The organism is Euryhalocaulis sp., from assembly GCF_013911995.1.
In the GTDB taxonomy this organism is placed as follows: Bacteria; Pseudomonadota; Alphaproteobacteria; order Caulobacterales; family Maricaulaceae; genus Euryhalocaulis; species Euryhalocaulis caribicus.
In genome coordinates this window covers 1-23,833 of record NZ_JACESD010000045.1, presented here as the reverse complement: position 1 = coordinate 23,833, position 23,833 = coordinate 1, and the positions used below count along the sequence as shown (strand labels likewise).

Below are 23,833 nucleotides of genomic sequence, written 5' to 3'. Positions count from 1 at the left end.
ATATGGCGGAGGAGACCCGCAAGGACCGCTGCGGCGTCCGCCGTCCGGTGCGGGTCAACCGGGACGAATCTCCGCTGGGCCGATTGTTCGATCCGGCGGGAAATCCGGCTGAACAATTCCTCACCCGGGCCGAATTCGAGGCCGGGGAGCGCTTCCGCGACGATCTGGCGCAGTCCACGCTGAACCCACGCCTGACGATGGACTGGGCGGCGCCTCCGGCCGGGCGGGCGGCGCGCGGCCCGGCGCGGGATCCGGCAGCCGCGTCCGACGCCGCCCTGTTCGCGCGCGCGCGTGTTAATAAAGCATTGGATGCGGTCGGAAAGCCGCTGGACCGGACCCTTCTGGACGTGATGTGGCGGGAGCGGGGCATGGATGAAATCGAGCGCGCAGAGCGCTGGCCGAGGCGGTCGGCGAAGCTGGCGCTGAAACTGTCGTTACAGCGTCTGGGCCTGCATTACGGACTTATCGCAGGTTAACCGCCGCTCCCCCTCTAGCCACTACAGCCCTTCCCGGTCTAAGAAACGCCTCTCAATTTTCCTTGCGAGGCGGCCGCCGCGGCCTCGATAATCGAGAGACGAAACGTCTAGAGACCGGGAGGGGGCATGGTTTACGGGCTTGGCCTGATCGGCGCGCTGGCGCTTATCTGGTGGGTGCTATCGGGCCACACCGAGCCGCTGATCCTGGGATTCGGGGCGTTTTCAATCCTGTTTTCCGCCGGCCTTGCCTGGCGCATGATCGGCGGCGTCGACCGCGAGGTGTCGCCCTATCTGCGCGCGCCCCGGATGCTGCCCTACTGGAGCTGGCTGGGCGGCGAAATCTTCAAGGCGAACGTGGCGGTCCTGAAGCTGGCGCTGAAACCCGATATCGACCTGACCCCGCGCCTGATCCGGGTGAAAATGACCCCGAAAACCGATCTCGGCCGCACGGTCTTCGCCAATTCCATCACCCTGACTCCGGGCACGGTGTCCATGGACCTGGAGGAAAATGAAATCCTGGTTCATGCGCTGGACGCCTCGCTCGCCGATCCGCACGCGTTCGAGGATATGGGCGAGCGCGCCGCAAACGCCGCCGACGCCGGGGAGAACGCCTGATGATGACCTGGTTCTATCTGATCGCCTCGGTCGGGGTTCTGATCTCCATGGCGCTGATGCTGTCGCGCCTGATCGCCGGACCGACCCTTTATGACCGCACGCTGGCGGTGAACAGTTTCGGCACCAAGACTGTGCTGTTCCTGACCATGTTCTGTTTCGTGATCGACCGGCCGGACGGGGTGGATATCGCCCTGCTCTACGCCCTGATCAATTTCATCGCGACCATCGCGATCCTGAAATTCTTCCGCTACCGCTCTCTGGAAATCGCGCTGGCGCAGATGGCGCTGCGCAAGGCGGTGGGAGACGACCAATGATCGGCGCGGAAATTCTCTCCATCATCCAGAATATCGTCAGCGTGGCGCTGGTCGCCTCGGGCCTGGTCTTCGTGCTGGCCGGGGCGGTGGGCGTGCTGCGCCTGCCCGATTTCTACACGCGCCTGCATGCGGCGGGCGTGACCGACACGCTGGGCGCGGAGCTGGTCCTGATCGGCCTGGCCGTGCAGGCGGGCTTCACCCTGCTGGCGGCGAAAATCCTGCTGGTCGGGCTGTTCCTGTTCCTGACCAGCCCGACCTCCACCCACGCCATCGCGGACGCCGCGCACAAGGCGGGGCTGGAGCCGATCCTGAAACGCTTCCATCCGCAGCCGCCCGGCGGAAAGGACAAATAGGTCATGGATCCGCTTCAGATTCTCGACATTGCCTTCCTGGGCATGTTGCTGGCCGTGGCGTTCGCCATCGTGCGCATCAACTCCCTGTTCGCGGTGGTGATGCTGACGGGCGTGTACTCGCTGCTTTCGGCCGCGTGGTTCGTGGTGCTGGACGCCGTGGACGTGGCCTTTACCGAGGCCGCCGTGGGCGCGGGCATTTCCACCGTGCTGATGCTGGGCGCCATGCTGCTGACCGCGCGGGAGGCCAAGCCGCCCAAATTCCGCCAGCAGATCGGCCCGCTTTTCGCGGCCATCGCCACCGGCGCGCTGCTGTTCTACGCCCTGCCGGACATGCCGGCCTATGGCTCTGCGGACTCGCCGGCCAATTCCTATGTCGGGGCGGAGTATCTGGAGCGCACCTCCGAAGAGATTCACATGCCCAACGTGGTCACCGCGGTGCTCGCCAGCTACCGGGGCTATGACACGCTGGGCGAGACGGTGGTGATCTTCACCGCCGGGGTGGCCATGCTGCTCCTGCTGGGGGCCAGCGGCGCCGGGGCGGGCGGCGGCGTCAGCGCCACGCGCAAGCGCGAGGAGGATGAGTGATGAACGCCCATCTGGTCCTCAAGACGGTTTCCAAGGCGCTGATCCCGCTGATCGCGCTGTTCGCCCTTTATGTGCAGTTCCACGGCGATTTCGGCCCGGGCGGCGGCTTCCAGGCCGGCGTCATCATGGCCGCCGCCGTCATCCTCTACGCGCTGGTCTATGGCCTGCAGGAAGCCAAGCGCGCCGTGCCGCCCATCGTGGTGCGGCTGGGCGCCTCGCTGGGGGCGCTGCTGTTCGCGGGCGTGGGCGTTGTGACGCTGTTTCTGGGCGGCGATTTTCTGGATTACGACGTCCTGCCGGGCGGCCAGCACGCCGGCATCATCGCCGTCGAACTGGGCGTGCTGCTGACGGTCGCCTGCGTCATGGTCATTATTTTCTACGCGTTCTCCGGCCGGGCGCGCGATATCTCGGACGAGGAGTGGTGACATGATCGTCGAGTTCATCGCCGAACGCTTCAACTACGCCGTGGTCATCGTGCTTATGATGACCGGCCTCTATGTGCTGTTCTCCACCGGCAATCTGGTGAAGAAGCTGGTCGGCCTGACCGTGTTCCAGACTTCGGTCTTCCTGCTCTATATCTCCATCGGCAAGGTCGCCGGCGGCCAGCCGCCAATCCTTGAGCCGCACTATGGCGACGGCCACGCGGAGGCGGGCTACGAGGAAACCGTGGACCATGGCGGCGATCACGGCGGCGGCCAGACCGGCACCGTGGATGAAGCCGCCGAGGACCAGCCGGCGGACGGTCACGCGCCCATGGAATCCGAATCCGAAGCCGACCCGGAGCAGAGCGCCGAAGCGGCGGCGGAATCGGTCGAGACCGCCGGCCCGCAAGCCGATCCGGCGGCCGGCGCCGCGCCGCAAACGGGCGATCCGGCGCCAACCGCGCTGGAAGCGGATTCCGCCGCGGAACTGGAAGCCGACATCGCCGGCGACGCCGATGTTCCGCAACTGTCGGATCCGGAGCCGGACGCCGTGGCGGAAGACATCGCCGGGGAAATCCTTCCCGTCGAGGATGAAGCCGTCGTCTATTCCAATCCATTGCCGCATGTCCTGATCCTGACCGCCATCGTGGTGGGCGTGGCCACGCTCTCCGTCGGGCTGGCTCTGGTCGTGCGCATCCGCGAGGTCTACGGCACGATCGAGGACGACGCGATCAGCCGGGCCGATTACGAGACCATGGCGGGGACGTCATAACGTGAACGAATTCATTCTTTCCCTCGCCCCCGGATGGGCGCTGACGCACGCATCGGTGCTGCTGGTGGCGCTGCCGCTGATCGCCGGCGCGATCGCCGCCGCCCTGCCCTGGGGCCGCGCCGCGTGGGGCGTAGTCGTGGCCGTGATGGCCGCGTCGCTGTTCTTTGCCGCCATCCTGACCGCGCAGGTTCTGACCGGCGGGGCGTTCTCCTACACGCTGGGCGGCTGGGCGCCGCCGGTCGGCATCGAGTACCGCATCGACGGGCTGAATGTCGGCATGCTGTTGCTGGTCTCGGCCATTGGCTTCCTGGTCTCGCTCTACGCCCCCGAAGCGGTCGAGGACGAGATCGACAAGGGCAAGCACCCGCTCTTCTACGCCGCTTTCCTGATCTGTTTCGCCGGCCTGCTGGGCGTGGCGATCACGGGCGACGCCTTCAACCTGTTCGTGTTCCTAGAGATCTCTTCGATCTCCACCTACGCGCTGGTGGCGATGGGTGCGGGCCGCGACCGCCGGGCGCTGACCGCCGCCTATAACTACCTGATCCTGGGCACGATCGGCGCGACCTTCTTCGTGATCGGCGTCGGCTTCCTCTATATGGCCACCGGCACGCTGAACATGGTCGATCTGGCCGCCCGCATGGCGGAGCTGGGCGATAACCGCGCCATACAGGTGGGATTTGCGTTCATCGTGATCGGGCTGGGCCTGAAGCTGGCGATGTATCCGCTGCATGTCTGGCTGCCCAACGCCTATGCGTTCGCGCCGACCATGGTCACCGCCTTCCTGGCCGCCACGGCCACCAAGGTCGCCTTCTACGCGCTGGCGCGCTTCCTGTTCATCGTCTTCGACCAGGGCTTCGCGTTCGAGGAGCTGGCGCTGGTCTGGCTGATCGCGCCGCTGGGCGCGGTGGGCATGATCGCCGCCTCAATACAGGCGATATTCCAGACCGACGTGCGCCGCCTGCTGGCCTACAGCTCCGTCGCGCAGGTCGGTTATATGCTGCTGGGCCTTGGCATCGGCACGGCGGCGGGCGTTTCCGCCGGCTTCCTGCACCTGTTCAACCACGCCGCCATGAAGGGCGCGCTGTTCCTTGCGCTGGGCGCGGCTTCGGTCTGCTACGGCGTTACGCAGGTGAAGGATCTGCGCGGGCTGGGCCGCACCATGCCGTGGACCGCGGCGGCCATCGCCATTGGCTGCGCCAGCCTGATGGGCGTGCCGGGCACGGCGGGTTTCGTTTCCAAATGGGCGCTGTTCAACGCGGCGCTGGACAATGGCTGGTACTGGGCCATCGCGGCCATCGCCGCAGCGTCCATCCTGGCCTTCTTCTATGTCGGGCGGATGATCCAGATGATCTATCTGCAGCCCGCGCCGGAGCGTGGCGGCGAGCCCGCCCCGGCCCTGCGGGCGCCGTGGCTGGTGATGATCCCGATGTGGATTCTCGCCGCCGCCAATATCGTCTTCGGCTGGTATGCTGACCTGCCGGTCACGCTGGCCAACGCCGCCTCGGCCGCAATCTGGGGAGGCGCGCCATGAGTTTTGCCGGATGGACGCCCGAACTGGGCCTGGCGCTGGCCATGCTGATACCGCTGGCCGGGGCCGCGGCGATCATTTCCTTCGCCCGTTTCCCGGTTCTGCGTGAAACCGCCACCATGGCCACGGCCGGCCTGTTGCTGGCCAACGTGATCCCGCTGGTGATCGCAGTGGGTCAGGGCGCGCGGCCCGAGCTTCAAATCGCGCAGATCGCCGACGGTCTGGACATCGCCTTCCGGCTGGAGCCGCTGGGCGCGGTGTTCGCGGCGGTGGCGAGCACGCTGTGGATCGTGAACTCGCTCTTCTCGTTCGGCTACATGAACAACAATAACGAGAAGAACAAACCCCGCTTCTATTTCTTCTTCGCCATCGCCATCGCCAGCGCCATGGGCGTGGCCCTGTCGGCGAACATGCTGACCCTGTTCGTCTTCTATGAAGCCCTGACCCTGTCCACCTATCCGCTGGTCGCGCACAAGGAGAACGAGACCTCCCGCCGCGGCGCGCGCATCTATCTGCTGATCCTGCTGGGCACGTCGCTGGGCCTGCTGCTGCCGGCCACGGTGATGACCTACGCCATCGCCGGCACCACGGACTTCATCCAGGGCGGCCTGCTGGCGCAGGCGGGCGTCGGGCTGGCCATGGGCGGCACGCTGCTCTTCCTCTACGCCTACGGCATTGGCAAGGCGGCGCTTATGCCGGTCCATCCCTGGCTGCCCAATGCTATGGTCGCGCCGACGCCGGTCTCCGCCCTGCTGCACGCCGTGGCGGTCGTGAAGGCGGGCGTCTTCACCATGCTGAAGGTCGTCATCTATATCTTCGGCCCCGGCTTCGTGCAGACCCTGCCCGCCGCCGACTGGCTGGCCGGGATCGCGGCGGTGTCCATCGTGCTGGCCTCGGTCATCGCGATGACCAAGAACAACCTGAAAGCCCGGCTGGCCTATTCGACGGTCAGCCAGCTTTCCTACATCACGCTGGGCGCGATGCTGGCCACGCCCGCCGCGCTGATCGGCGGCGCGCTGCAGATCGTCATGCACGCATTCGCCAAGATCACGCTGTTCATGGGCGCGGGCGCTTTCTACACCGCTACCGGCAAGTCCAACGTCACCGATACGCGCGGCTATGGCCGCTACATGCCGTGGCTGTTCGGCGCTTTCCTGATGGGCGCGCTGTCGATCACCGGCATTCCGCCCTTCGGCGGCATGTGGCCCAAGATATTCCTGTCGCTGGGCGCGCTGGACGCCGGCCAGACCTGGATCGTCTATGCGCTGGTCGCATCCTCCATCCTCAATGTCGGCTATCTGATCGTGATCCCGGCGCGGGCCTTCTTCTCCCCGCCCACGGAAGCGCCGACGCGGGAATTCAAGGGCGCGCCGAAGCTGACCGTCATTCCGCCGGTCCTGACCGGGTGCGCGGCGCTGGCGCTCTTCTTCCTGGTTGAACCGCTGTACAACTACCTGCTGCCGATCTTCGGCGAGGGAGTGACCCCATGACCGAAGCCAAATCCAGGCCGGACAAGAAACCGGCCGGGAAGAAACCCGCCGCAAAGAAACCGGCCGGAAAATCTCCGGAAACCGGCATCCACCCGGTCTCCCGCTATTTCCTTTTCCTGGACGACCCCAAGGTTCGCACGCTGATCTCCTTCGGGGTGATCGCGGTCGCCGTGATCCTGCTGGTCGCCGACTTCTTCGTGTCCCGTCACGCCTACGACTATGTGGCGTTTTCCGAGGCCAACGGCTTCTACGCCATCTACGGTTTTATCGGTTTCGCCTTCGTGGTGCTGATGGGTTGGCCGCTGCGCGCGCTTCTGGGCCGCAGCGAGGACTATTACGGCGAGCCTGACGACGATGCCTGAGATTTTCGCGCACATATCGCCGGCTTGGGCCCTGATGCTGTCGGGCCTGCTGTGCATGCTTTCACCGTCCCATCATGTCCGCAAGGCGCTGATGATCGCGGCCCCGGTCGTGGCGTTCCTGCTGTTCGTCGCGCCGTCTACGCTGGGCGTCAGCGGCGGCACGTTCGAGATGATGGGGATTGAATTCTCCACCTACCGGCTGGACCGCCTGTCCTATCCGTTCGGCCTTGTCTTCATCATCGCGGCCTTCCTGAACGGCATCTACGCGCTGCATGAGCGCAACCGCCTGACCGATTCCGCGGCGCAATTCTACGCCGGGTCGGCGCTGGGCGCGGTGTTCGCGGGCGACATGCTGACCCTGTTCGTGTTCTGGGAAATCACCGCCATTTCCAGCGTCTTCCTGATCTGGGCCAACGGCACCTCGGCCTCCATCGCCGCGGGGATGCGCTATCTGGCGATCCACGTACTTTCGGGCGTGCTGCTGATGGCCGGGGCGCTGGTCTTGTGGGGCGACACCGGATCGCTGGCCTTCAACAATATCGGACTGGATGTCGGCTTGGCCGGCTGGCTGATCTTCATCGGCATCGGCATCAAGGCCGCCTTCCCGTTCCTGCACAACTGGCTTCAGGATTCCTATCCCAACGCGACCGTGACAGGCGCGGTGGTGCTGTCCGCCTTCACCACCAAAATGGCGATCTATGCGCTGGCGCGTGGCTTCGCGGGCGAGGAAATCCTGGTCTGGATCGGCGCGATCATGACCGTCTTCCCGGTCTTCTTCGCCGTGGTGGAAAACGATCTTCGCAAGGTTCTGGCCTATTCGCTGAACAACCAGCTGGGCTTCATGGTCTGCGCCGTGGGCGTTGGCACGGCGCTGGCCATCAATGGCGCGGCGGCGCACGCCTTCGCGCACATCATCTACAAGGCGCTGCTGTTCATGGGCATGGGCGCGGTGCTGCACCGCGCCGGCACGGTGAAGGCGTCGGAGCTGGGCGGCCTGTTCCGCTCCATGCCGTACACCACGGTCTTCACGATCATCGGGGCGCTTTCGATCTCCGCCTTCCCGTTCCTGTCCGGCTTTGTCGCCAAGGCGATGACGATGTCGGCCACGGCGCAGGAGGGCTACATCATCCCGTGGCTGATGCTGCTGTTCGCCAGCGCCGGCGTGCTGGAGCATTCGGGCATCAAGATCCCGTATTTCGCCTTCTTCTCTCACGACTCCAAGCGCCGTCCGGCGGAGGCGCCGTTCAATATGCTGGTCGCCATGGGCATCGCCTCGGCGCTCTGCATCTTCCTGGCGTGGCCGTTCGGCGGCTATCAGTGGCTGTATTCCATCCTGCCGAACGATCTGGGCTATAACCCCTACACCGCCGATCACGTGCTGACGCAGTATCAGTTGTTGATCGCGGCGACCGCGGCTTTCGTGATCCTGCGGATGAGCGGGCTGTACCCGAGCGAGCGGCGCGGCACGATCCTCGATTTCGACTGGATCTACCGCAAGTTCGGCTATGGGGTTGTGCGCTGGCTGACCGCCATGCTGGGCCGTCTGGGCGGCCATGCGGAGCACGGAATGGAGGCGCGCAGCCGTCTCTGGAACAAGCGGATGCAGGCGGTCTTCCACCCGGCGGGCGCGCTGTCGCGCGCCGTGCCGTCAGGCTCCCTGGCGATCTGGACCACGGTCCTGCTGGCCGTCGCCCTGATCATCGCCTACCGCGCGGGCTAGTCGATCACCGGATCGGTGAGGAAGGGCCGCCCTTCGCGGTCCTCCACCTCGATTATCCAGAAATCCGGGTCCATCCGGCGCTCCCTGTCCAGAAAGGCGTCCGCCTCGCTCTCTGGCGGCGGCGGATCGCCCAGCGGGCGGCGATAGGCGCGCGCGCCTGACATGTCCCGCGTCGGCGCATACAGGTCTGCGCGGCCATCCAGCCGCAGCACTTTCAGATAGATCAGACCGGCGTCCGGATCGCCCTTCTGCAGGACCATCGCCATGGCCCCGCCCGCCTGCGCGCGGCGGATCAGGGCCTGCGCCTGAATCTGCGCCTTCAGCGCGGCCATGCGGCGCCGTGTTTGCTCTGGTTAAGATTCATGAAACCAATCCGTGCCTGTTTGACGCGCCTTGGCGGCGCCGCCCTTGTTTTCCTTGCCGCGATGGCGGCGAGTCCGTCAATGGCCGCGCCGCGCCATGACAGCGCCGCACTGGCCGATCTGGCGCCCACCAGCCCGGTCCTGACCCGCGATGCAACGCAGCAGGAAGTGATTTTCACCGTGCCGCCGGCCGCCGTGATGGCGCGCGTGCGCCTGAACGTCGCCGCGCGGCCTCTTTCCTTCGAACCCCAGCCCGGCCTTGAAGTCTCGCTCAATGGCGGTCCGGCCGTGACGCTGGACCCGCTGCCACAGGCTTTTTCCGCGCAATTCGATTTCGGTCCCGAGGACATCATAGAGGGACGCAACCGCCTGACGGTCCGCCTGGCCGGCCCCGCCCCCACGAAACAGACGGGCTGGGAGCTGGACTGGGACAGTTCCCGTCTGGATCTGCTGTTCATGGCCCCCGGCCCGCAAGACCGCGAGACTTTCGAAAAATGGATGGCGGCCGATTTCGGCCCGCCGCGCAGCGTATCCTTCGCCGCGCCGGCGCTGCCCGAAGCTGCGCAGGCAGACCTCCAGAGCCGTTTCGCCATTGCCCTTGGCCGGCGCAGCGGCGGCCCCTTGCGCTTTGTGGGGCCGCAGGACGCGGCGGACCTTGCCGCCGCCGTGGTCATCGATCCGCGCCTCAGCAAGGCGCGCCTGACCCATTCCGGGGGCGAGGCCGCCCGCCTGACCCTGTCCGCGCCGGATCTGGCCGCCGCGCGCGCCGCGCTTCACGACTTCGCCGCCGACGCCCCGGCGCGGGCGCCGCATGTTCCCCCGGCTAGACACGTCCGCAACGACCTCGCCGCCGTGGCGCGGGGGGAGCTGGGACGCCCCGGATACAGCCTCGCCCTGCCAGAGCGGCGGGACGACCGCGCCGCCGCGCTGTCCCTTGTCGCCCGTCTGGCGCGGGAGCAGGCCGCGCCGATGATGCCCGGCTGGGTCGGGTTCGATCCGTTGGAAGCGCCCGCCTCGGCGGACCTTGCGGTTATCGCCGATGGCGCGGCCCTGCCCCCCGCCCTGCTGACAAACGCCCCGCGCGCGCTGGAGGCGGCGTTGCGCGCGGCCGAGCCCAAGCCGATTTACAAGCGATTCCGCATCGGCGCGCAGGCCAGCGCCGCCATGCCGGACGGCGGGGCGGCGGCGCGCTTTCCCTCCGCGTCCAATTCCGCCGCATGGACGACGATCATCACCAGCGCCCGCGGCGTAACGCTGCATCAGGCGCTGTCCGAACTGATCGAGGCGGATTCGCTGGACCGGTTCAGCGGCCGCGTCATGCACTGGCGCAATGGCGTGGTGCAGGTGCAGGACCGCGGCGCATGGCGCGCGCCGGGCGCGGCGGCGCTGAAACCGCGCACCGGCGAACTGGCGCGCACGCTGAACTTTCTCACCGTCCTCGGCGGCCTGATTTCCATTCTCCTTCTTGGAGTCTCAATACGTCGCCGAAAATTCGGGCGATTGATTCACGGCGTTTAAACGCAAACCCGCTAGGGTCCGGGCTGACACCAACAGCAGCAGCCCTGATCGCCCATCATGCTTTCAATCGTTGCAGCCCTTGCGCTCTCGGCGCCCGCCATCACGCCCGGCGCCGAGGAAAGCTTCGCCCGCCGCGCCTTTCTTCTGGAGGCGGACTCGCGGTGCGAGCTGCTGACCAGCGGCGAGCGCGCCTCGCTGAGCGCCGCGGCGCGGCAGGCGCGCGGCGCGCTGGAACGCGCCGGGCTGGATGCCGATACGCTGGAATTCCACGTGCGCAACGCCGCCGCCGCACGCGATTGTTCGGATGAGCTGGTGCAGGACGTCGCCGGGGAAGCGCGCAACGCCTATGCCGCCTGGGCGGCCATGCGCGCCATGGATTTTCCAGGAGTGCGCCGGGTCTGGACCACCCGCCGCGTGCTGGAGCCCGATTCCACGCCCCGCTGGGCGCTGTGGCAGCGTCTGGAAAATGGCGAACGCTTCGGCCTGACCGTGACGGACAGCGAACAGACCGCCATGCTGGCTATCCCGGCGGAACGCGCGGCCGCGCCCATTCGCTCCGCCAAGATTGAACTGCGCGACCCTGACAAGCTCGCCGCGCCGCTGGACGCGGCGCTGGGCGGCCTGTTCATGGCCCGCGCGGACCTCGAACCCATGGCGCAACAGGCGGCCCCGGCCAGCCTGTCCCGCGCCATCTGGGCCAGCGGCGTCAGCAAGGCGAAGGGCGAAACCGCCCCCAAACCGGACGCCGATTTCCAGCTGATCGAATTTCCCGCTTCCGCCCTGGCCGAGATCGCCAGACTGAACGCCAGCGAGGCGGTGCGCATTCGCGTCATCCGCGCCGATGGCGAGACCGTGCGCTATGTCGAGGCCGGCGACCTGGCCGCCGCGCAGGCGTTTCTGGCGGCAAAACCGCTCAATCCGGAAACCTGACAAAAGCCTGAAACTGGGGGTCTAGCCCTCGGCCGCGGCGCGCTGGATGCGCTCGCCCGCTTCCTGCGCCTTCTGCAGACGGGCGCGGGCGTCCATGCGCTCCGGCTCGCCGGCCGTCGCGGCGACCAGCACAGGCAGGCGCACATAGGCGGTCGTGCCCTCGCCCGGCTCGCTTTCCAGCTCGAAATCGCCGTCATGCAGCGCCACCAGCGAGGCGACGAGGCTGAGGCCGAGGCCCGATCCACGCTCCTCCGAGCCGGCCGCGCTTTCGGCCTGCTGATAGGGGCGGCCGATGCGCTCCAGCTCTTCCTTGGTCATGCCCGCGCCGGTGTCCTGCACCGTGATGACCAGATCCCCGGCTTTCGACCCGGTGGTCACCGTCACGCGGCCGCCCTTGGGCGTGAACTTCAGGGCGTTGGACAGCAGATTCAGCATGATCTGGCGCAGCGCCTTGCGGTCGGCATTGACGGTCAGCGGCGACAGCGCCGTTTCCACGTTCAGATCGATGCCCGTGTCCTCGGCCCGTAGCTTGACCAGCTTTACGGCGGAGGCCGTCACGTCGCGCGCGTCGAATTCCTCGCGCCGCAGATCATAGCGTTCAGCCTCGATCTTCGACATGTCCAGAACGTCGCCGACAAGGTCCAGCAGGTGACGCCCGCTTTCATGGATCAGGTCGGCATATTCGGCGTAGCGCGCTGGCATCGGCCCGAACATGCGCTGCTTCATCACGTCGGAAAAACCGATCACGGCGTTCAGCGGCGTGCGGATTTCATGGCTCATCCCCGCCAGATAGCGGGATTTTGCGTCATTGGAGGCCTTGGCCGCGTCGCGGTCGGAAAATGCCTGCTGCTCCCGGGCGGAGCGCTGCGTCACATCAATGACGCTGACATTCAGCCCGCCATCGGCCGGCGAAAGGCGCACCTCCGCGCGGCGATTGCGGCGCGCGCCGATCTCCACGGTCTCGGCGGCGCCGGAGCCCAGCGCATAATCCATGGCAGCGGTCAGGGCCGAGCGGTCGTCCAGATGATCGGGAAGGTCGCGCAGGGCCGGCGGAGCGCCTTCGAAATGCTGCGGCCCGAACAGGTTTATGGCCTCCTGGGAGGCAAACTGGATACGGCCTTCCAGATCGGTCTTGATGATGCCCACCTGCGCCGCGTTCAGCAGTGATTCCAGCGTTTCAGCGCGATAGGCGACATCGGCCTGGGTCACGTTCCGGGTCCAGGCCGTCAATATGCCGGCGGATGCGAAGACCACCGCCACGGCCGCAGCCGCCGCGGAAACAGCAAGTCCGCCAACGCCCGCACCCGGCGACAGGGTGACGCCAAAGGCCTGCATCGCGCTCATCACGGCCAGTCCGATCAGGGACAGGGCCGAGGCTTCGCTGATCAGGGCGCGGCGCGGAAACGCCATCGCGGCGACAGCCGGGGCGACGAACCAGGCCGCCGCGCCGGAAACAACGCCGGTCACGAAAACCGCGCTCATCGCCAGTATCGTCCAGGAAAACACGGTCAGAAGCTGCGCCCATTCGCGGCGCGGCGCGGCCAGCGCCAGAACGCTTATAATGGCTGGGGCGACCCCGGCGGCGGCGATCACCGCGCTCTGGGGCCAGGTCAGCAGCCCGGCAAGGCTTAATCCGCTCACCGCCAACGCCAGACTCGCGGCCCAGGCGAGCGGCGCCACGAGGCCGGTCCGCCAGGAGTCCGGACGGCGTTTATTTGCGGTTTCGTTCATTTGGCAATCAACGATTTTTACCACGTCGGAGAATCGACTCGGCGCATTACTGAGTCTTCGCCTTCGCCGTTAACAAAGTCTGAATCGTTAACGCGCATATGTTCATATCTCATCGGAACATGATTTGTTTAATAGGTCCGGCTTTGTGCTTGCGTTATGTTCGCGCAAATAAAGCTAAAGGGGATGAGGAAACCACTTCCATGACGTTTTCCCGCTATCTAGCCGCTTTCGCACTTTTCGGCGCGGCGAATGCTTATGCCGCGCAAGCCGATGACTCCGCCGGGACCGCGCAAGCCGCGCCCGCTGAAACACCCGCCGCAGACGGTGAAGCAGCAGCAGCCGAAGCGCCTGCCGCGCCGCTGCCGGCGCGCGCCGCCAATCCTATGGTGCAGGCCGCCGCCGATTATGCGCATTTCCGCGGCGATCTGGCCGTTGTTGGCCAGACGGAGCTTGTTTCCGGCGAATCCATGGACAGCGTGATGGACCGTCTGGCCTCTCACGAACCGCAACGTCTGTCGCGCGCCTGGCTGGCCTATTCCGCCATGATCGCCACGCAGCATGCCCCCTTCGTCGATCAGGTGAAGACGGTGGCCGATTTCTATGGCCGTGAAAACGTCATCAAGGGTCTGCTGAACGAGCCGGAATGGGCGATCACCTTCAAGAATTCCGCCGGCGCCGCAGACGCCGTGGCCGAAAGCGCGATGCAGGAATCCGATGACCTCTACACGCTGGGCCAGCGTTTCAAGCAGCAATCCTACGATCTGCAGCATTTCAGCTGGGCCAATGTGGTTACCGATCGCGGCGGCCGCCTGGACCTGATCGAGCTGCCGGAACGTCATGGCGACGCGCCGGAATCGCTGGTGGTGGCCTTGAGCGGCGCCGCCCCCGTTTCCTCGGCCGATACGGATATCGAATCCCAGACCAAGCGCGAGGCGCTGTGGGAAATCTTCGACCCGCTGCACGCCTCCATCACCGCGCAGGAGGAAGCGGCCACCGACGCCACGGTTCTGGGCAGCGAAGGGCAGGATGAGGCCGCCGGCCTGACCACCCCGCTGGAGGCGATCAGCCCCGCCACGGCCGAGGCCTTTTCCCAGCCGGTGCAAACCGTGGGCGCGGAAGAGGAAACGCTGGGCCGGATCCTGGCGCTGGCCGCGCTGGACGTTCTGGACGCCGGCGGCGACCGCCCCGACGCCATGATGACGATGATGACGTCGCAGCCCACCGAATCCTGTCTGGCCTGGGCGCATTCGCAGCTGAAAGTCTGCGTCGCCGCGGGTCATTTCAAATATGAGGACGCCTTCTGCATTTCGGAGCACCAACTGACCGACACGGCGCAGTGTTTTGGGGCTCTGGTCGGGAACTGAGATTCAATAAAATTTGAATCGAATACGCCTCAAGCTTTCGTCTAATTGCGATTTCCGGCTTAGCGCAGCCTTATCCCAGCGCCGGTATGGTCCTTGCGAACTCGGGCGTAGAACCCGGCTTTGAAAAGGAACGCTACCGATGCGATTCATACTGAAAGCCATACTGTCACTCGTGATTGTAGGCGCTTTCATGCCCGCTGCGGATCATCGCGACTTTACGATTCCCGAACTGAATTGGGACGGCGGCGAAGCCGTGTCTCAAACCGGGAAGCTTTGCGAACGCTCTGAAAGCGTCTGTGACGCCGTCGCCGAAAGCGCCGTTCTGGCCGATATTGCAGGCTCCATCGCCCGCAACAGCCTGGACCGCGCCATTGAAGCCTATCGCGGCGAACAGGAAGAGGCCGAGGCCGCGACCGCCAGCTAGGGCGGTTCACGCCTTGCCGAACGGGCCAAGGCCCCTTAGGTCCTGCGCATGATGACTGCGCAGGACAGAATCCAGACTCTGGTCGATGAATTCGAGCTGCTCGACGATTGGGAAGAGCGGTATCGCTATGTGATCGAGCTCGGCCGTGAGCTGGAGCCCCTCGCCGAGTCCGAACATGACGAATCCCACCGCGTGCATGGCTGCGCCTCACAGGTCTGGCTGGTCGCCGAACCCTCCGGCGCCGCGCCCGGCGCGCTGAAATTCCGCGGCGACAGCGACGCCCATATCGTGCGCGGGCTGATCGCCATTCTGCTGCGGCTTTATAACGACCTTCCGGCTGAACAGATTCTGGATCTCGACCCGCGCGCGGTTTTCACGCGCATCGGCTTGTCGGAGCATCTCTCCAGCCAGCGTTCAAATGGCGTGAAGGCGATGACCCGGCGTATTCAGAAAGAAGCCGGGGCGGCCGCCGAGTCAGCGGTTTGAAAAGACCAGGGCCGCGGAGCGGGCCGCCTCTGACAGTGTTTCGTCATCAACGTCCGGCGTCTGCTGGATGGAATTCATCAGCGTGGACGACACCGCGGAGGTCAGCGCCCAGTTCCAGTAGCGCAGCACGGTCTGGGCCTTGTCATTGGACAGGCTGTCATAGGTGCGCATGACGCGGTCGAACACCGCATCGAATTCCTCGTCCGTATCCCGGCGCAGAGCGCGCCACAGCTGCGCCAGCGCGGCGCGCTTCAGCCCGGTCGCCTTGCACAGAACGGCCAGCCCCTCGCCGCCCAGATCGGTGAATATCTGCGCGCCGGTCGCCGGCTTCACGCCGGACAGATAGCTGATCTCTTCCGCCACATCGCGCGTCATGCCGCTGACCTCCGCCGCCGCGATGGCGTCTTCAAGGCTGGCATAGGGGCTTTTATCAATCGCTTCGCGATTGCGCTGGCGGCGTTCGATGAATTGCAGGGCCTTTCTCGCGGGCGGATCGGCCCAGTCTTCCGGCTGCGCCATCTTGAAAATATCGCCCGCCGCCTCCTGCAACAGCGTGCGCGCCACGGCGAAGCGTTCCAGGATGCGCGCCCGTTCCTCCGGCCCGCACCACCAGAACATGGCCAGCGCCTGCGCCGGACGCAGCTCCAGCCGGCGCATCAGCAAATGGCAATAGGTCGTGGTCTCGCGTGAGGACGCGACCAGAATGTCCACCGCCCGATTGGACAGTTTCGCGCCATCGTTCAGCAGCATGGCGCGCACGACTTCGGCCTCGTCATGCTCGGCCATGGCTTCGCTGACGATTTCGCCCACCGTGTCGCGCTGGGCGATCAGCTTGCGGTGCTGGGTCGTGGTGCTGCGCGCAATCTCCACCAGGTCGGCCTGGCTCAGTGCAACGCTGTTTTCCAGGATCGGCGCGGCGATCTCGAAACTGTCGCGCGCCAGCATTTTCAGAAGCCGCGGCGGCGGATCGACCAGCTGGCTCAGCCGGCGCGCCACGCGCAGGCGCAGCGGCGGGTCGGCCTCGCGCAGCATCTCGTAAAGGACATCGCCGGCCATGTGCCGCTCCTGCGGCGTGATCTCGCTGGAGGGCAGACAGACAATATCGGCAATGCGCTTGGCCAGCGCGATCCTTGCGCGGGGCTCGCGCTCGGTTTCCGCATAATCTTCCGGGGCGGCGCTCTCGTCGGCCGCGTCCTCAGCCAGCATGGTCTTGGGCCGTTCCGTCGCTAGACACAGGGGTTCACCGTTCAGAATTTAACCATGACTGCCTTAACGCTTGGTGACCGCGCGCCCTTCAATGCGCGCAGCCTGGATGGAGCGCGGCGCCGCGAGGGGCGATGAAATTTGTCCCGGCTCCGCCTATATAGGGGCGCATACGCCAACCGCAGGAGTTGCCCCATGGCCGAAGACCGGCCCGTCAGGAAAGACCTCACGCCCGAACAGCGCGCCATCGCGTTCGAGGAACAGACGGAACCGCCTTTCTGCAGCGCCCTGAACCATGAAAAGCGGCCGGGCGTGTATCGCTGTGCGGTGTGTGGCGAAACGCTTTTCGTCTCGGACGCCAAATATGAGTCCGGGTCGGGCTGGCCCTCCTTCTTCCAGCCCGCCTCCGACACGGCGCTGGGCATGAAGACCGACCATCATCTGCGCCTGCCGCGGACAGAGATTCACTGCAATAACTGCAAGGCGCATCTGGGCCATGTGTTTCCCGATGGCCCGCCGCCCACGGGCAAACGCTATTGCGTCAATGGCGGCGTTCTGGACTTCGAACCGGCCGGCGCCCCGCCGGACGATCCCCCCGCCGCGGCTTGATAGCTTCGCCGGGCTTTCCACTTTTTCAGACCATAATCACCATTGAAAACGGCCGCCCGTTCAGGCGGCCGTCAGACTGGAAACCGCCATGACCGACACGATTTTTGACGCCGCGCGCGCCGCCGTCCCGCCCCGCGCCCGCAAGCAGCCGCTTCAGGCCGAGCAGCTGGGCCGCACGCGCACCGATGATTACGCCTGGCTGCGCGACGACAACTGGCAGGCTGTAATGAAGGACCCTTCCGTCCTGAAGCCGGAGATCCGCGAGCATCTGGACGCCGAGAACGCCTATCTGGACGCGGTCATGGCGCCCACCAAAGACCTCCAGAAAACCCTGTTCGAGGAAATGAAGGGCCGCATCAAGGAGGATGATTCCTCCACGCCCCTGCCCGACGGTCCGTTCGAATATTTCGTGCGCTATCGCGAAGGCGGCCAGTATCCAGTCTTTGCGCGCCGCCCCATTGATCCCGCCGCGCAAACCCCGTCCGGCGACGAGCATATCCTGCTGGACTGCGACGCGGAGGCCGAGGGCGTTGAATATTTCGACACCGGCGATGTCTCGCACAGCCCCGATCACCGCTATCTGGCCTGGACCGTGGATACGCGCGGTTCGGAATATTACGAGCTGCGCATCCGCGACCTGGAAACCGGCAAGGACGTCGCCGTGCTGGCCGATGAGAGCGCCGGCGACCTCGTCTGGGCCAATGACAGCCAGACCCTGCTCTGGGTCTGGCGCGACGCTCACGGGCGGCCCAAGCGCGTCTATCGCGCGCGTCTGGGCGGCGGCGAGAGCGCGCTGGTCTATGAGGAGCCCGATGACGGCTTTTTCCTGCACCTGGGCAAGAGCGACGGCGATTCCTGGCTCATCATCGCTTCAGGCTCGCACACCACGTCGGAGCTGCGGCTGATCGACGCCAATGCCCCGGACAGCGATCCGGTTCTGGTGGCCGAACGCGAAACCGATGTCGAATATGACATTATCGAAGGCCCCGACTGCCTCTATTTCCTGACCAATGCCGACGGCGCGACCGATTTCAAGATCGTCACCGCGCCAACCGCCGCGCCGGGCCGCGAAAACTGGCGCGACTATGTCCCGCACCGCCCCGGCGTTCTGGTGCTGGCCGTCGAAGGCTTCCGGGAATGGCAGGTGCGGCTGGAGCGGGAAAACGCCCTGCCGCGCATCGTCGTTCGCCGTTACGAAGACGGCGCCGAATACGAAATCGCCTTTGACGAGGAAGCCTATGCCCTCGGCATGACCGGCGGATACCAGTTCGACACCGACATGCTGCGCCTGTCATACGAATCCCCGGCCACGCCGGAGGAGACCTACGACTTCAACATGGCGACGCGCGAGCGCACGCTGCGCAAGCGTCAGGAAGTGCCGTCGGGCCACGATCCGGCCGACTATGTCGTGCGCCGCATCATGGCGCCCGGCCATGACGGGGCTGATATCCCGGTCACGCTGCTCTACCGCAAGGGAACGCCGCTGGACGGCTCCGCGCCGCTGCTCCTCTATGGCTATGGCAGCTACGGCATCACCATTCCCGCCGCCTTCCGCATCAAGCCTTTATCGCTGGCCGATCGCGGCATGATCTTCGCGGTCGCGCATATTCGCGGCGGCAAGGCCAAGGGATATCAGTGGTATCTCGACGGCAAGCTGGACAAGAAGACCAACACGTTCCGTGATTTTGTCGCCGCGGGCGAGGCGCTGGCCGATCAGGGCTTCACCGGACGCGGCCGGATTGTCGCCATGGGCGGGTCAGCCGGCGGATTGCTGGTCGGGGCCGCGGTCAATATGGCGCCCGACCTGTTTGCCGGGGCCATCGCGGCCGTGCCCTTCGTGGACGTGCTGAACACCATGTCGGACGAAACCCTGCCCCTGACGCCGCCGGAATGGCCGGAATGGGGCAATCCGCTGGAAGACGAAGCCGCCTATGACGCGATCGAGGAATACAGCCCCTATGACCGGGTCGCGCCGGGCCGCTATCCGCATATCCTGGCGACGGGCGGCCTGACCGATCCGCGCGTCACATACTGGGAGCCGGCCAAATGGGTCGCCCGCGTGCGTGACCGGCGGACCGATGACGGGCTGACCCTTCTGAAGATGGAAATGGGCGCCGGGCACGGCGGCAAGACCGGGCGTTTCGACGCGCTGTGGGATGACGCGCTGGAATACGCCTTTGCGCTCTCCGCCGCCGGACTGGCCGCGCGCTAACCCCGACGCAGGACCCTGAAATGAAAAAGGCCCCGGCAGATGATCGCCGGGGCCTTTCTCGTTCCGTTGCGGACGAACCTTAGTTCATGTCCACATATTTGGTGTATTCCTCGCAACGCTCCGGAATGGAGGAGACGCCTTCGCGGCCCTCCAGAACGTCGTCCCGGCGAATACGCTCGATCGTGATGATGCACTCTTCCCGTTCGACCGTCTTCTGGAAGTCGGCGCGCGCTTCCACGGCGCGTTCCTCTTCCCGGATAAAGCCGAGCCAGCCGCGCGCCGTCGACGCGGAATGCGAGAACTGCGTGCCGCGCTCAAACGCCTCCTTGGCGCCGGCAATGTTGTCCCGCTCATAGCGCGAGTTGCCGATCAGGACCCAGCTATCGCCCGGACGGCTCAGTCCGCCCTTCTCAAGCCCGTTCAGACAGGCGCGTTCCGCCTTGTCGTATATAGCTTCCGAATAATACGCTTCGCAAAGCTGTTCGTAGAGCTTGCCGTTGCCGGAATTGGACGCGGCCGTCTCCAGCGCCGGAATGGCCTCGTCATATTCCCGGGCCTGACGCCACAGATTGATCATCAGCTCCAGGTTTTTCTGGTTGCGCTCAACCCGGCCCGCATTCATCTCGCGCTCGAGAATCTGGGCGCCGCGATAGGGCACTTCGTAATAGCTGTAATACTGGACCAGGCGGATGATGTCGCTTTCCGTATCGAGCATGCCGTTGAGGTACATGATCTTGTTGACCTCGAACGCCTCCTCGCTGCGGTTGCCGTTGGCCAGCATCGAGACCCAGCCGTTCCAGAGATTCTTGTCGTCCGGCCAGCGGTTCAGCATCTGACGCAGAATGTCAGCCTGCTTCTCGGGCATGTCCAGCTGCGTGTAGATGAAGTTCAGCAGGTCGAAATGCTTGCGCTCTTTCGGGTCGGCGATCTCGAACGCCTGCTCCGCATGCGGCAGCGCCTGGCGAAACTGGTCGTTCTGCGCATAGGCCGAAGCCAGCAGGATCAGGATGTTTTCCTTGGGCGGGTTGTTCTGCAGCCAGCGCTCCAGAATCTGCGCGCCTTCCTGCACCCGGCCCTCGACGATCAGAAGCTGGCCGATATTGACCTGCAGGCTGGACGCCGCATCCGCTTCCAGCATGCCGGTATTGATCGCGGCCTGCCAGTCATTGATCGCGCGCTGCGCCTGTTCGGTCTCGTAATAGGCTTGGCCGCGCATCTGCAGGATCACCGAACGCTCATAGTTCGACGGCTCCCGGTCCATGGCGCGGTTCAACTGGTTGATCGCTTCCTGGGGATTTTCGTTCTGCAGGTTTTCCTGAGCCTTCAGAACGATCTCGCCAATATCGCTGGAGAAGGAGCGTTCCTCGCTCTCTTCTTCCTCGTCATCCTGGACAAGGGCGTGCGCGGGCGTGGCGGCGCCAAGGGCCAGCACGCTGACGGCCATCAGACCGCCAATGCCCAGCAGGCGCCAGTCGCTGCGGAAGGATCCCATAAGTCTTAACACGTTCGTCTCCACACTCATCTTTCGCCGGACGCGCGCGGCTTCATTCGCCGCCTTGCGCGCCTCGTAGCGCCATCCCGTCCCTCGCCTCTTGATATAAGACAGCGAAAAGACGTTTCAATTCAGACCGCTTGCGGCCCGCGCGGTGCCTAGTCGGCCAGCTGATAGGTCAGCCGGGTCTGCACGCCGGAACGGGACACGGCCACGCCATCAACAATTTTCGGCGCGTATTTCCACTGCTCCACCGTACGGATGGAGGTACGCTCGAAGATGCTGTTGGTGCAGTTGGCGGTGATGTTGTACGGCGCGCCTTCCGGCGTCACGCCGAACTGCATGTCGCACGATCCTTCAGTGCCCCGTTCGGCGGCGCGCGGCGGATAGGTCACGGCGACCCGCACCATCGGCTGCGCATCCCGGTCGGACACGTTGAAGTTCACATCGCCCCGTCCGATATCCGGCGTTTCAAACTCCGGAATCTGGCCGCCAATATTGGTCAGCGCCTCGCTCGGCTGTTGCGCCTTCTGCTTGGTCACCTGCGGCGGCGGGGGCGGGGGATCGACCTGCTGCACCTTGTCCGGCGTCATGTCGCGCTTGGCCACTTCGATGTCTTCAACCTCCTGGTTGATTTCAATCTTGGTCGCTTCACGCTCCTCGTCGAGCGGGATTTCCCCCATCGCGATGAGGGCCCGCATGAGAAGGAACAGGATAATCGCGACCACTGCGGCCAGCGGGATCCCGATAAGGGCTCTGAGGATCAAAGGCATCTGTATCGTTCCTCTCTCTTACTGCGGCTCGGTGTTCACATAGACCGGGATCTGCAGCCCGGAAATCACTTCCTGAACGTCCAGAACGGTTCCGATCTTGGCCCCGTTATCCCCCTGGAGAACGATCTCCAGTTCGGGATTCTGGTCTTTCAGGCTCTGAAGGACCGGCTGAATGTTCTGAACCGTGTAGCTGGACTTGTCGATCCAGACCTGGTCGTTCGGCATCACGGCCACCAGCACGGACGGGTTTCTCTGCTCGTCCTGACTGATCACCGGCTTTTCGATGTCCACGCCAGGGCGCTTCACAAACACCGCTGTCACGATGAAGAAGATCAGAAGAATGAACACGACGTCGAGCATCGGCGTCATGTCGAGTTCGATGTCTTCCTCGTCCTGTATGGCCCGGCTTTTCGCTCTCATAGCTCTATTCGCTCACTAATATAGCACAAATGACCGGCTTTAGCCGCCCTGTTCACCCTGTTCGCGCACCTGGATGTTCACGCCGCGCGCGCCAACCTGGTTCGCCTGGTCCCAGACAGTGACCACGATACCGTGTTCAGCATCCGGATCAGGCTCGATCAGAACGGGGCTGTCCGGGTTTTCCGAACGGAAGCGTTCGATCCGGGCGCCCACCCGCGCGATGTCCGTGGCCTGCTGGTTCACGAAGATATTTCCGTTCTCCAGAATCTGCACCAGGATCAGCGGCGGCGGATTGGGCGGCGTCTCGTCGGACGGCGGCGGCGGCACCAGGTCGATGCCACGCTCCCGGACGAACGTCGCGGTCACAATGAAGAAGATGAGAAGGATGAAGACGATGTCGAGCATGGGGGTCATGTTGACCCCGGCGTCATCGCCTCCCGCCTTCTTGAATCGTCTGCGCATTTGAGTTCCGCGTCCCTTAGCTTGTTCTAATGTCGAGCTTGTCGGCCAGCTTTGCGGTTTCCTTCTTCACGCTGCTTTCGAAGCGATACACGAAGAAGAGTCCCGACAAGGCCACGACCATGCCCGCCATGGTCGGAATGGTGGCGCGCGACACGCCCGCCGACATGGCGCGGGCGTCCGAAGAGCCCGAAATCGCCATGGCGTCGAACACTGTCACCATGCCCGTCACCGTTCCCAGCAGCCCCAGAAGCGGGGCCAAAGCGACCATGGTCTTGATGAACTCGACATTCTGGTTCGTTTTGGCCTTCACCTCGGAGATCAGCTTGTCGCGGACCGCATGGGCGTACCACGACTTGTGATCGGTGCGGCCTTCCCACTCACGGACCGCGCGCTGGACGTGACCCCGGTGCGCGAGTCCGTAGTAGAGAAGCCGTTCCAGGATCAGCGCCCAGAGGACGAAGGTGGCGAAAAGGATGACCACCAGGACAGGACCCCCCATTTCGAGGAACTGCTGAAGGCCATCCCAAGCCGCATTGAGGCCTAGCATCGGCTCGCCTCCTTAACCCGCGGTCCGGCGCTCGGCGCGCTGCGCCACCAGGCCGGCCGCCTGCTCGTCCAGGGTTTGCTGCGAAGCGCGCGCGGCGCTGGAAGCAAAGGAGTGGAGCAGAAGGATCGGAATGGCGGTCACAAGACCAAGCACGGTGGTGACCAGGGCTTCGGAGATGCCGTCGGCCATGATCTGCGGATCACCGGTGCCGAACAGGGTAATCGCCTGGAAGGTCCGGATCATGCCGGTAACCGTACCCAGAAGACCCAGAAGCGGCGCCACGGCGGCGATCAGCTTCAGGAAGTTCAGGCCCAGCTCCAGCTTGGCGTTCTCGCGCAGGATCTGTTCGTCCAGCTTGAGCTCCAGCGTTTCGATGTCCTCGTCCTTGTTGTCTTCATAGACACGCAGGACGCGGCCCAGCGGATTGCCCTTCTTGGGATTCTCCGGATTGGACGCCTGGCTGCGGACAGCCATGGAGGTCATCAGAAGCATGATCAGGCGAAGCACGCCCAGCACCAGGCCGACAGCCAGCACGACCAGAATGATCTTGCCGATCACGCCGCCGGCGTCGATGCGCTCCTGAAGGTTGGGAACGTCTTTCTGGATAGCCAGCAGCGAACCGCGGGACGGATCAAGCGGACCCTTCACGACTTCGCCCGGATC

At 65.1% G+C, this 23,833-nt stretch carries 27 protein-coding genes; 18 read left to right on the top strand and 9 right to left on the bottom strand.

Translation table 11 applies throughout. The annotated features are described in order from the left end of the window. The 11 genes from H2040_RS11475 to H2040_RS11425 all read left to right on the top strand — a co-directional run. The coding region (locus H2040_RS11475) for a DUF6456 domain-containing protein (RefSeq protein ID WP_287157512.1) at positions 1-476 on the top strand (476 nt) is incomplete at its 5' end. Between the two features lie 126 nt (positions 477-602). Then, positions 603-1,091: a Na+/H+ antiporter subunit E gene (locus tag H2040_RS11470; protein WP_022697537.1), complete on the top strand. Its 489-nt coding sequence runs from the start codon at positions 603-605 to the stop codon at positions 1,089-1,091. Then, a complete protein-coding gene (locus H2040_RS11465; protein ID WP_022697536.1) occupies positions 1,091-1,405 on the top strand; it encodes an MrpF/PhaF family protein in 315 nt (104 codons plus the stop codon). The genes H2040_RS11470 and H2040_RS11465 overlap by 1 nt, the downstream gene beginning before the upstream one ends. Continuing rightward, the gene (gene mnhG / locus H2040_RS11460; RefSeq protein ID WP_022697535.1) at positions 1,402-1,758 is read left to right on the top strand and encodes a monovalent cation/H(+) antiporter subunit G; all 357 of its coding nucleotides are present in this window, start codon (positions 1,402-1,404) and stop codon (positions 1,756-1,758) included. The genes H2040_RS11465 and mnhG overlap by 4 nt, the downstream gene beginning before the upstream one ends. A gap of 3 nt (positions 1,759-1,761) precedes the next feature. Continuing rightward, complete coding sequence (locus H2040_RS11455; RefSeq protein WP_287157511.1) at positions 1,762-2,343, top strand: DUF4040 domain-containing protein; 582 nt, start codon at positions 1,762-1,764, stop codon at positions 2,341-2,343. Beyond that, entirely contained in the window at positions 2,343-2,768 is a 426-nt protein-coding gene (locus H2040_RS11450; RefSeq protein WP_027068332.1) for a Na(+)/H(+) antiporter subunit B, read from the top strand. Before H2040_RS11455 ends, H2040_RS11450 begins: the two co-directional genes overlap by 1 nt. A gap of 1 nt (position 2,769) precedes the next feature. Continuing rightward, entirely contained in the window at positions 2,770-3,537 is a 768-nt protein-coding gene (locus H2040_RS14355) for a cation:proton antiporter subunit C (RefSeq protein WP_287157510.1), read from the top strand. A 1-nt stretch (position 3,538) separates the two neighbouring features. Then, a complete protein-coding gene (locus H2040_RS11440) occupies positions 3,539-5,068 on the top strand; it encodes a monovalent cation/H+ antiporter subunit D family protein (RefSeq protein WP_287157509.1) in 1,530 nt (509 codons plus the stop codon). Further along, positions 5,065-6,555: a proton-conducting transporter transmembrane domain-containing protein gene (locus H2040_RS11435; RefSeq protein WP_287157508.1), complete on the top strand. Its 1,491-nt coding sequence runs from the start codon at positions 5,065-5,067 to the stop codon at positions 6,553-6,555. Before H2040_RS11440 ends, H2040_RS11435 begins: the two co-directional genes overlap by 4 nt. After that, positions 6,552-6,917, top strand: a complete 366-nt coding sequence (locus tag H2040_RS11430; RefSeq protein ID WP_287157507.1) for a hypothetical protein — start codon at positions 6,552-6,554, stop codon at positions 6,915-6,917. Before H2040_RS11435 ends, H2040_RS11430 begins: the two co-directional genes overlap by 4 nt. After that, a complete protein-coding gene (locus H2040_RS11425; protein WP_287157506.1) occupies positions 6,910-8,637 on the top strand; it encodes a Na(+)/H(+) antiporter subunit D in 1,728 nt (575 codons plus the stop codon). The genes H2040_RS11430 and H2040_RS11425 overlap by 8 nt, the downstream gene beginning before the upstream one ends. Here the strand turns inward: H2040_RS11425 and H2040_RS11420 are convergent. After that, entirely contained in the window at positions 8,634-8,969 is a 336-nt protein-coding gene (locus H2040_RS11420; RefSeq protein ID WP_287157505.1) for a DUF1491 family protein, read from the bottom strand. The genes H2040_RS11425 and H2040_RS11420 overlap by 4 nt on opposite strands. A gap of 111 nt (positions 8,970-9,080) precedes the next feature. Here H2040_RS11420 and H2040_RS11415 point away from each other — a divergent pair, with 111 nt between their 5' ends. Together H2040_RS11415 and H2040_RS11410 are read left to right on the top strand one after the other, a co-directional pair. Continuing rightward, positions 9,081-10,517 carry a hypothetical protein gene (locus tag H2040_RS11415; RefSeq protein WP_287157504.1) on the top strand — a complete coding sequence of 479 codons (1,437 nt, stop codon included), beginning with the start codon at positions 9,081-9,083 and terminating at the stop codon, positions 10,515-10,517. A 57-nt stretch (positions 10,518-10,574) separates the two neighbouring features. Further along, positions 10,575-11,447: a hypothetical protein gene (locus H2040_RS11410; protein ID WP_287157503.1), complete on the top strand. Its 873-nt coding sequence runs from the start codon at positions 10,575-10,577 to the stop codon at positions 11,445-11,447. 21 nt (positions 11,448-11,468) lie between these two features. Here H2040_RS11410 and H2040_RS11405 read toward each other — a convergent pair whose 3' ends face one another. Beyond that, complete coding sequence (locus H2040_RS11405; RefSeq protein ID WP_287157502.1) at positions 11,469-13,178, bottom strand: ATP-binding protein; 1,710 nt, start codon at positions 13,176-13,178, stop codon at positions 11,469-11,471. 200 nt (positions 13,179-13,378) lie between these two features. Between H2040_RS11405 and H2040_RS11400 the strand changes: the two genes are divergently transcribed. The 3 genes from H2040_RS11400 (at position 13,379) to H2040_RS11390 (ending at position 15,452) form a co-directional block, all read left to right on the top strand. Next, positions 13,379-14,542 (top strand): hypothetical protein, encoded by a 1,164-nt coding sequence (locus tag H2040_RS11400; RefSeq protein ID WP_287157501.1) that lies wholly within the window; start codon positions 13,379-13,381, stop codon positions 14,540-14,542. A gap of 139 nt (positions 14,543-14,681) precedes the next feature. Further along, the gene (locus H2040_RS11395; protein WP_022697525.1) at positions 14,682-14,966 is read left to right on the top strand and encodes a hypothetical protein; all 285 of its coding nucleotides are present in this window, start codon (positions 14,682-14,684) and stop codon (positions 14,964-14,966) included. 48 nt (positions 14,967-15,014) lie between these two features. Further along, a complete protein-coding gene (locus H2040_RS11390) occupies positions 15,015-15,452 on the top strand; it encodes a SufE family protein (RefSeq protein WP_022697524.1) in 438 nt (145 codons plus the stop codon). Here the strand turns inward: H2040_RS11390 and H2040_RS11385 are convergent. After that, on the bottom strand, positions 15,441-16,658 hold the full coding sequence (locus H2040_RS11385; protein WP_287157499.1) for a DUF2336 domain-containing protein: 1,218 nt from the start codon (positions 16,656-16,658) through the stop codon (positions 15,441-15,443). The genes H2040_RS11390 and H2040_RS11385 overlap by 12 nt on opposite strands. A 192-nt stretch (positions 16,659-16,850) precedes the next feature. Here H2040_RS11385 and msrB point away from each other — a divergent pair, with 192 nt between their 5' ends. Both msrB and H2040_RS11375 read left to right on the top strand, forming a co-directional pair. Then, positions 16,851-17,264, top strand: a complete 414-nt coding sequence (gene msrB / locus H2040_RS11380) for a peptide-methionine (R)-S-oxide reductase MsrB (protein ID WP_287157497.1) — start codon at positions 16,851-16,853, stop codon at positions 17,262-17,264. 88 nt (positions 17,265-17,352) lie between these two features. After that, positions 17,353-19,476 carry a S9 family peptidase gene (locus H2040_RS11375; protein ID WP_287157496.1) on the top strand — a complete coding sequence of 708 codons (2,124 nt, stop codon included), beginning with the start codon at positions 17,353-17,355 and terminating at the stop codon, positions 19,474-19,476. A 79-nt stretch (positions 19,477-19,555) separates the two neighbouring features. Here H2040_RS11375 and H2040_RS11370 read toward each other — a convergent pair whose 3' ends face one another. From H2040_RS11370 to H2040_RS11345, 6 genes are all read right to left on the bottom strand, one after another. Beyond that, positions 19,556-20,980 carry a tetratricopeptide repeat protein gene (locus H2040_RS11370; RefSeq protein WP_287157495.1) on the bottom strand — a complete coding sequence of 475 codons (1,425 nt, stop codon included), beginning with the start codon at positions 20,978-20,980 and terminating at the stop codon, positions 19,556-19,558. A 146-nt stretch (positions 20,981-21,126) separates the two neighbouring features. After that, complete coding sequence (locus tag H2040_RS11365; RefSeq protein ID WP_287157494.1) at positions 21,127-21,741, bottom strand: energy transducer TonB; 615 nt, start codon at positions 21,739-21,741, stop codon at positions 21,127-21,129. An 18-nt stretch (positions 21,742-21,759) separates the two neighbouring features. Further along, the gene (locus tag H2040_RS11360; protein ID WP_287157493.1) at positions 21,760-22,161 is read right to left on the bottom strand and encodes an ExbD/TolR family protein; all 402 of its coding nucleotides are present in this window, start codon (positions 22,159-22,161) and stop codon (positions 21,760-21,762) included. A gap of 39 nt (positions 22,162-22,200) precedes the next feature. Then, entirely contained in the window at positions 22,201-22,623 is a 423-nt protein-coding gene (locus H2040_RS11355) for an ExbD/TolR family protein (protein WP_287157492.1), read from the bottom strand. A gap of 16 nt (positions 22,624-22,639) precedes the next feature. Next, on the bottom strand, positions 22,640-23,122 hold the full coding sequence (locus H2040_RS11350) for a MotA/TolQ/ExbB proton channel family protein (protein ID WP_287157490.1): 483 nt from the start codon (positions 23,120-23,122) through the stop codon (positions 22,640-22,642). A 60-nt stretch (positions 23,123-23,182) separates the two neighbouring features. Beyond that, positions 23,183-23,833: MotA/TolQ/ExbB proton channel family protein (locus tag H2040_RS11345; protein ID WP_287157489.1), on the bottom strand; the 651-nt coding region annotated here is incomplete at its 5' end.

Bases quoted from the DNA above. Each gene is read 5' to 3' on its own strand.
- H2040_RS11470 (WP_022697537.1), top strand. From the start codon at position 603: ATGGTTTACGGGCTTGGCCTGATCGGCGCGCTGGCGCTTATCTGGTGG.
- H2040_RS11465 (WP_022697536.1), top strand. From the start codon at position 1,091: ATGATGACCTGGTTCTATCTGATCGCCTCGGTCGGGGTTCTGATCTCC.
- mnhG (WP_022697535.1), top strand. From the start codon at position 1,402: ATGATCGGCGCGGAAATTCTCTCCATCATCCAGAATATCGTCAGCGTG.
- H2040_RS11455 (WP_287157511.1), top strand. From the start codon at position 1,762: ATGGATCCGCTTCAGATTCTCGACATTGCCTTCCTGGGCATGTTGCTG.
- H2040_RS11450 (WP_027068332.1), top strand. From the start codon at position 2,343: ATGAACGCCCATCTGGTCCTCAAGACGGTTTCCAAGGCGCTGATCCCG.
- H2040_RS14355 (WP_287157510.1), top strand. From the start codon at position 2,770: ATGATCGTCGAGTTCATCGCCGAACGCTTCAACTACGCCGTGGTCATC.
- H2040_RS11435 (WP_287157508.1), top strand. From the start codon at position 5,065: ATGAGTTTTGCCGGATGGACGCCCGAACTGGGCCTGGCGCTGGCCATG.
- H2040_RS11430 (WP_287157507.1), top strand. From the start codon at position 6,552: ATGACCGAAGCCAAATCCAGGCCGGACAAGAAACCGGCCGGGAAGAAA.
- H2040_RS11425 (WP_287157506.1), top strand. From the start codon at position 6,910: ATGCCTGAGATTTTCGCGCACATATCGCCGGCTTGGGCCCTGATGCTG.
- H2040_RS11420 (WP_287157505.1), bottom strand. From the start codon at position 8,969: ATGGCCGCGCTGAAGGCGCAGATTCAGGCGCAGGCCCTGATCCGCCGC.
- H2040_RS11415 (WP_287157504.1), top strand. From the start codon at position 9,081: ATGGCCGCGCCGCGCCATGACAGCGCCGCACTGGCCGATCTGGCGCCC.
- H2040_RS11410 (WP_287157503.1), top strand. From the start codon at position 10,575: ATGCTTTCAATCGTTGCAGCCCTTGCGCTCTCGGCGCCCGCCATCACG.
- H2040_RS11405 (WP_287157502.1), bottom strand. From the start codon at position 13,178: ATGAACGAAACCGCAAATAAACGCCGTCCGGACTCCTGGCGGACCGGC.
- H2040_RS11400 (WP_287157501.1), top strand. From the start codon at position 13,379: ATGACGTTTTCCCGCTATCTAGCCGCTTTCGCACTTTTCGGCGCGGCG.
- H2040_RS11395 (WP_022697525.1), top strand. From the start codon at position 14,682: ATGCGATTCATACTGAAAGCCATACTGTCACTCGTGATTGTAGGCGCT.
- H2040_RS11390 (WP_022697524.1), top strand. From the start codon at position 15,015: ATGATGACTGCGCAGGACAGAATCCAGACTCTGGTCGATGAATTCGAG.
- H2040_RS11385 (WP_287157499.1), bottom strand. From the start codon at position 16,658: ATGCTGGCTGAGGACGCGGCCGACGAGAGCGCCGCCCCGGAAGATTAT.
- msrB (WP_287157497.1), top strand. From the start codon at position 16,851: ATGGCCGAAGACCGGCCCGTCAGGAAAGACCTCACGCCCGAACAGCGC.
- H2040_RS11375 (WP_287157496.1), top strand. From the start codon at position 17,353: ATGACCGACACGATTTTTGACGCCGCGCGCGCCGCCGTCCCGCCCCGC.
- H2040_RS11365 (WP_287157494.1), bottom strand. From the start codon at position 21,741: ATGCCTTTGATCCTCAGAGCCCTTATCGGGATCCCGCTGGCCGCAGTG.
- H2040_RS11360 (WP_287157493.1), bottom strand. From the start codon at position 22,161: ATGAGAGCGAAAAGCCGGGCCATACAGGACGAGGAAGACATCGAACTC.
- H2040_RS11355 (WP_287157492.1), bottom strand. From the start codon at position 22,623: ATGCGCAGACGATTCAAGAAGGCGGGAGGCGATGACGCCGGGGTCAAC.
- H2040_RS11350 (WP_287157490.1), bottom strand. From the start codon at position 23,122: ATGGGGGGTCCTGTCCTGGTGGTCATCCTTTTCGCCACCTTCGTCCTC.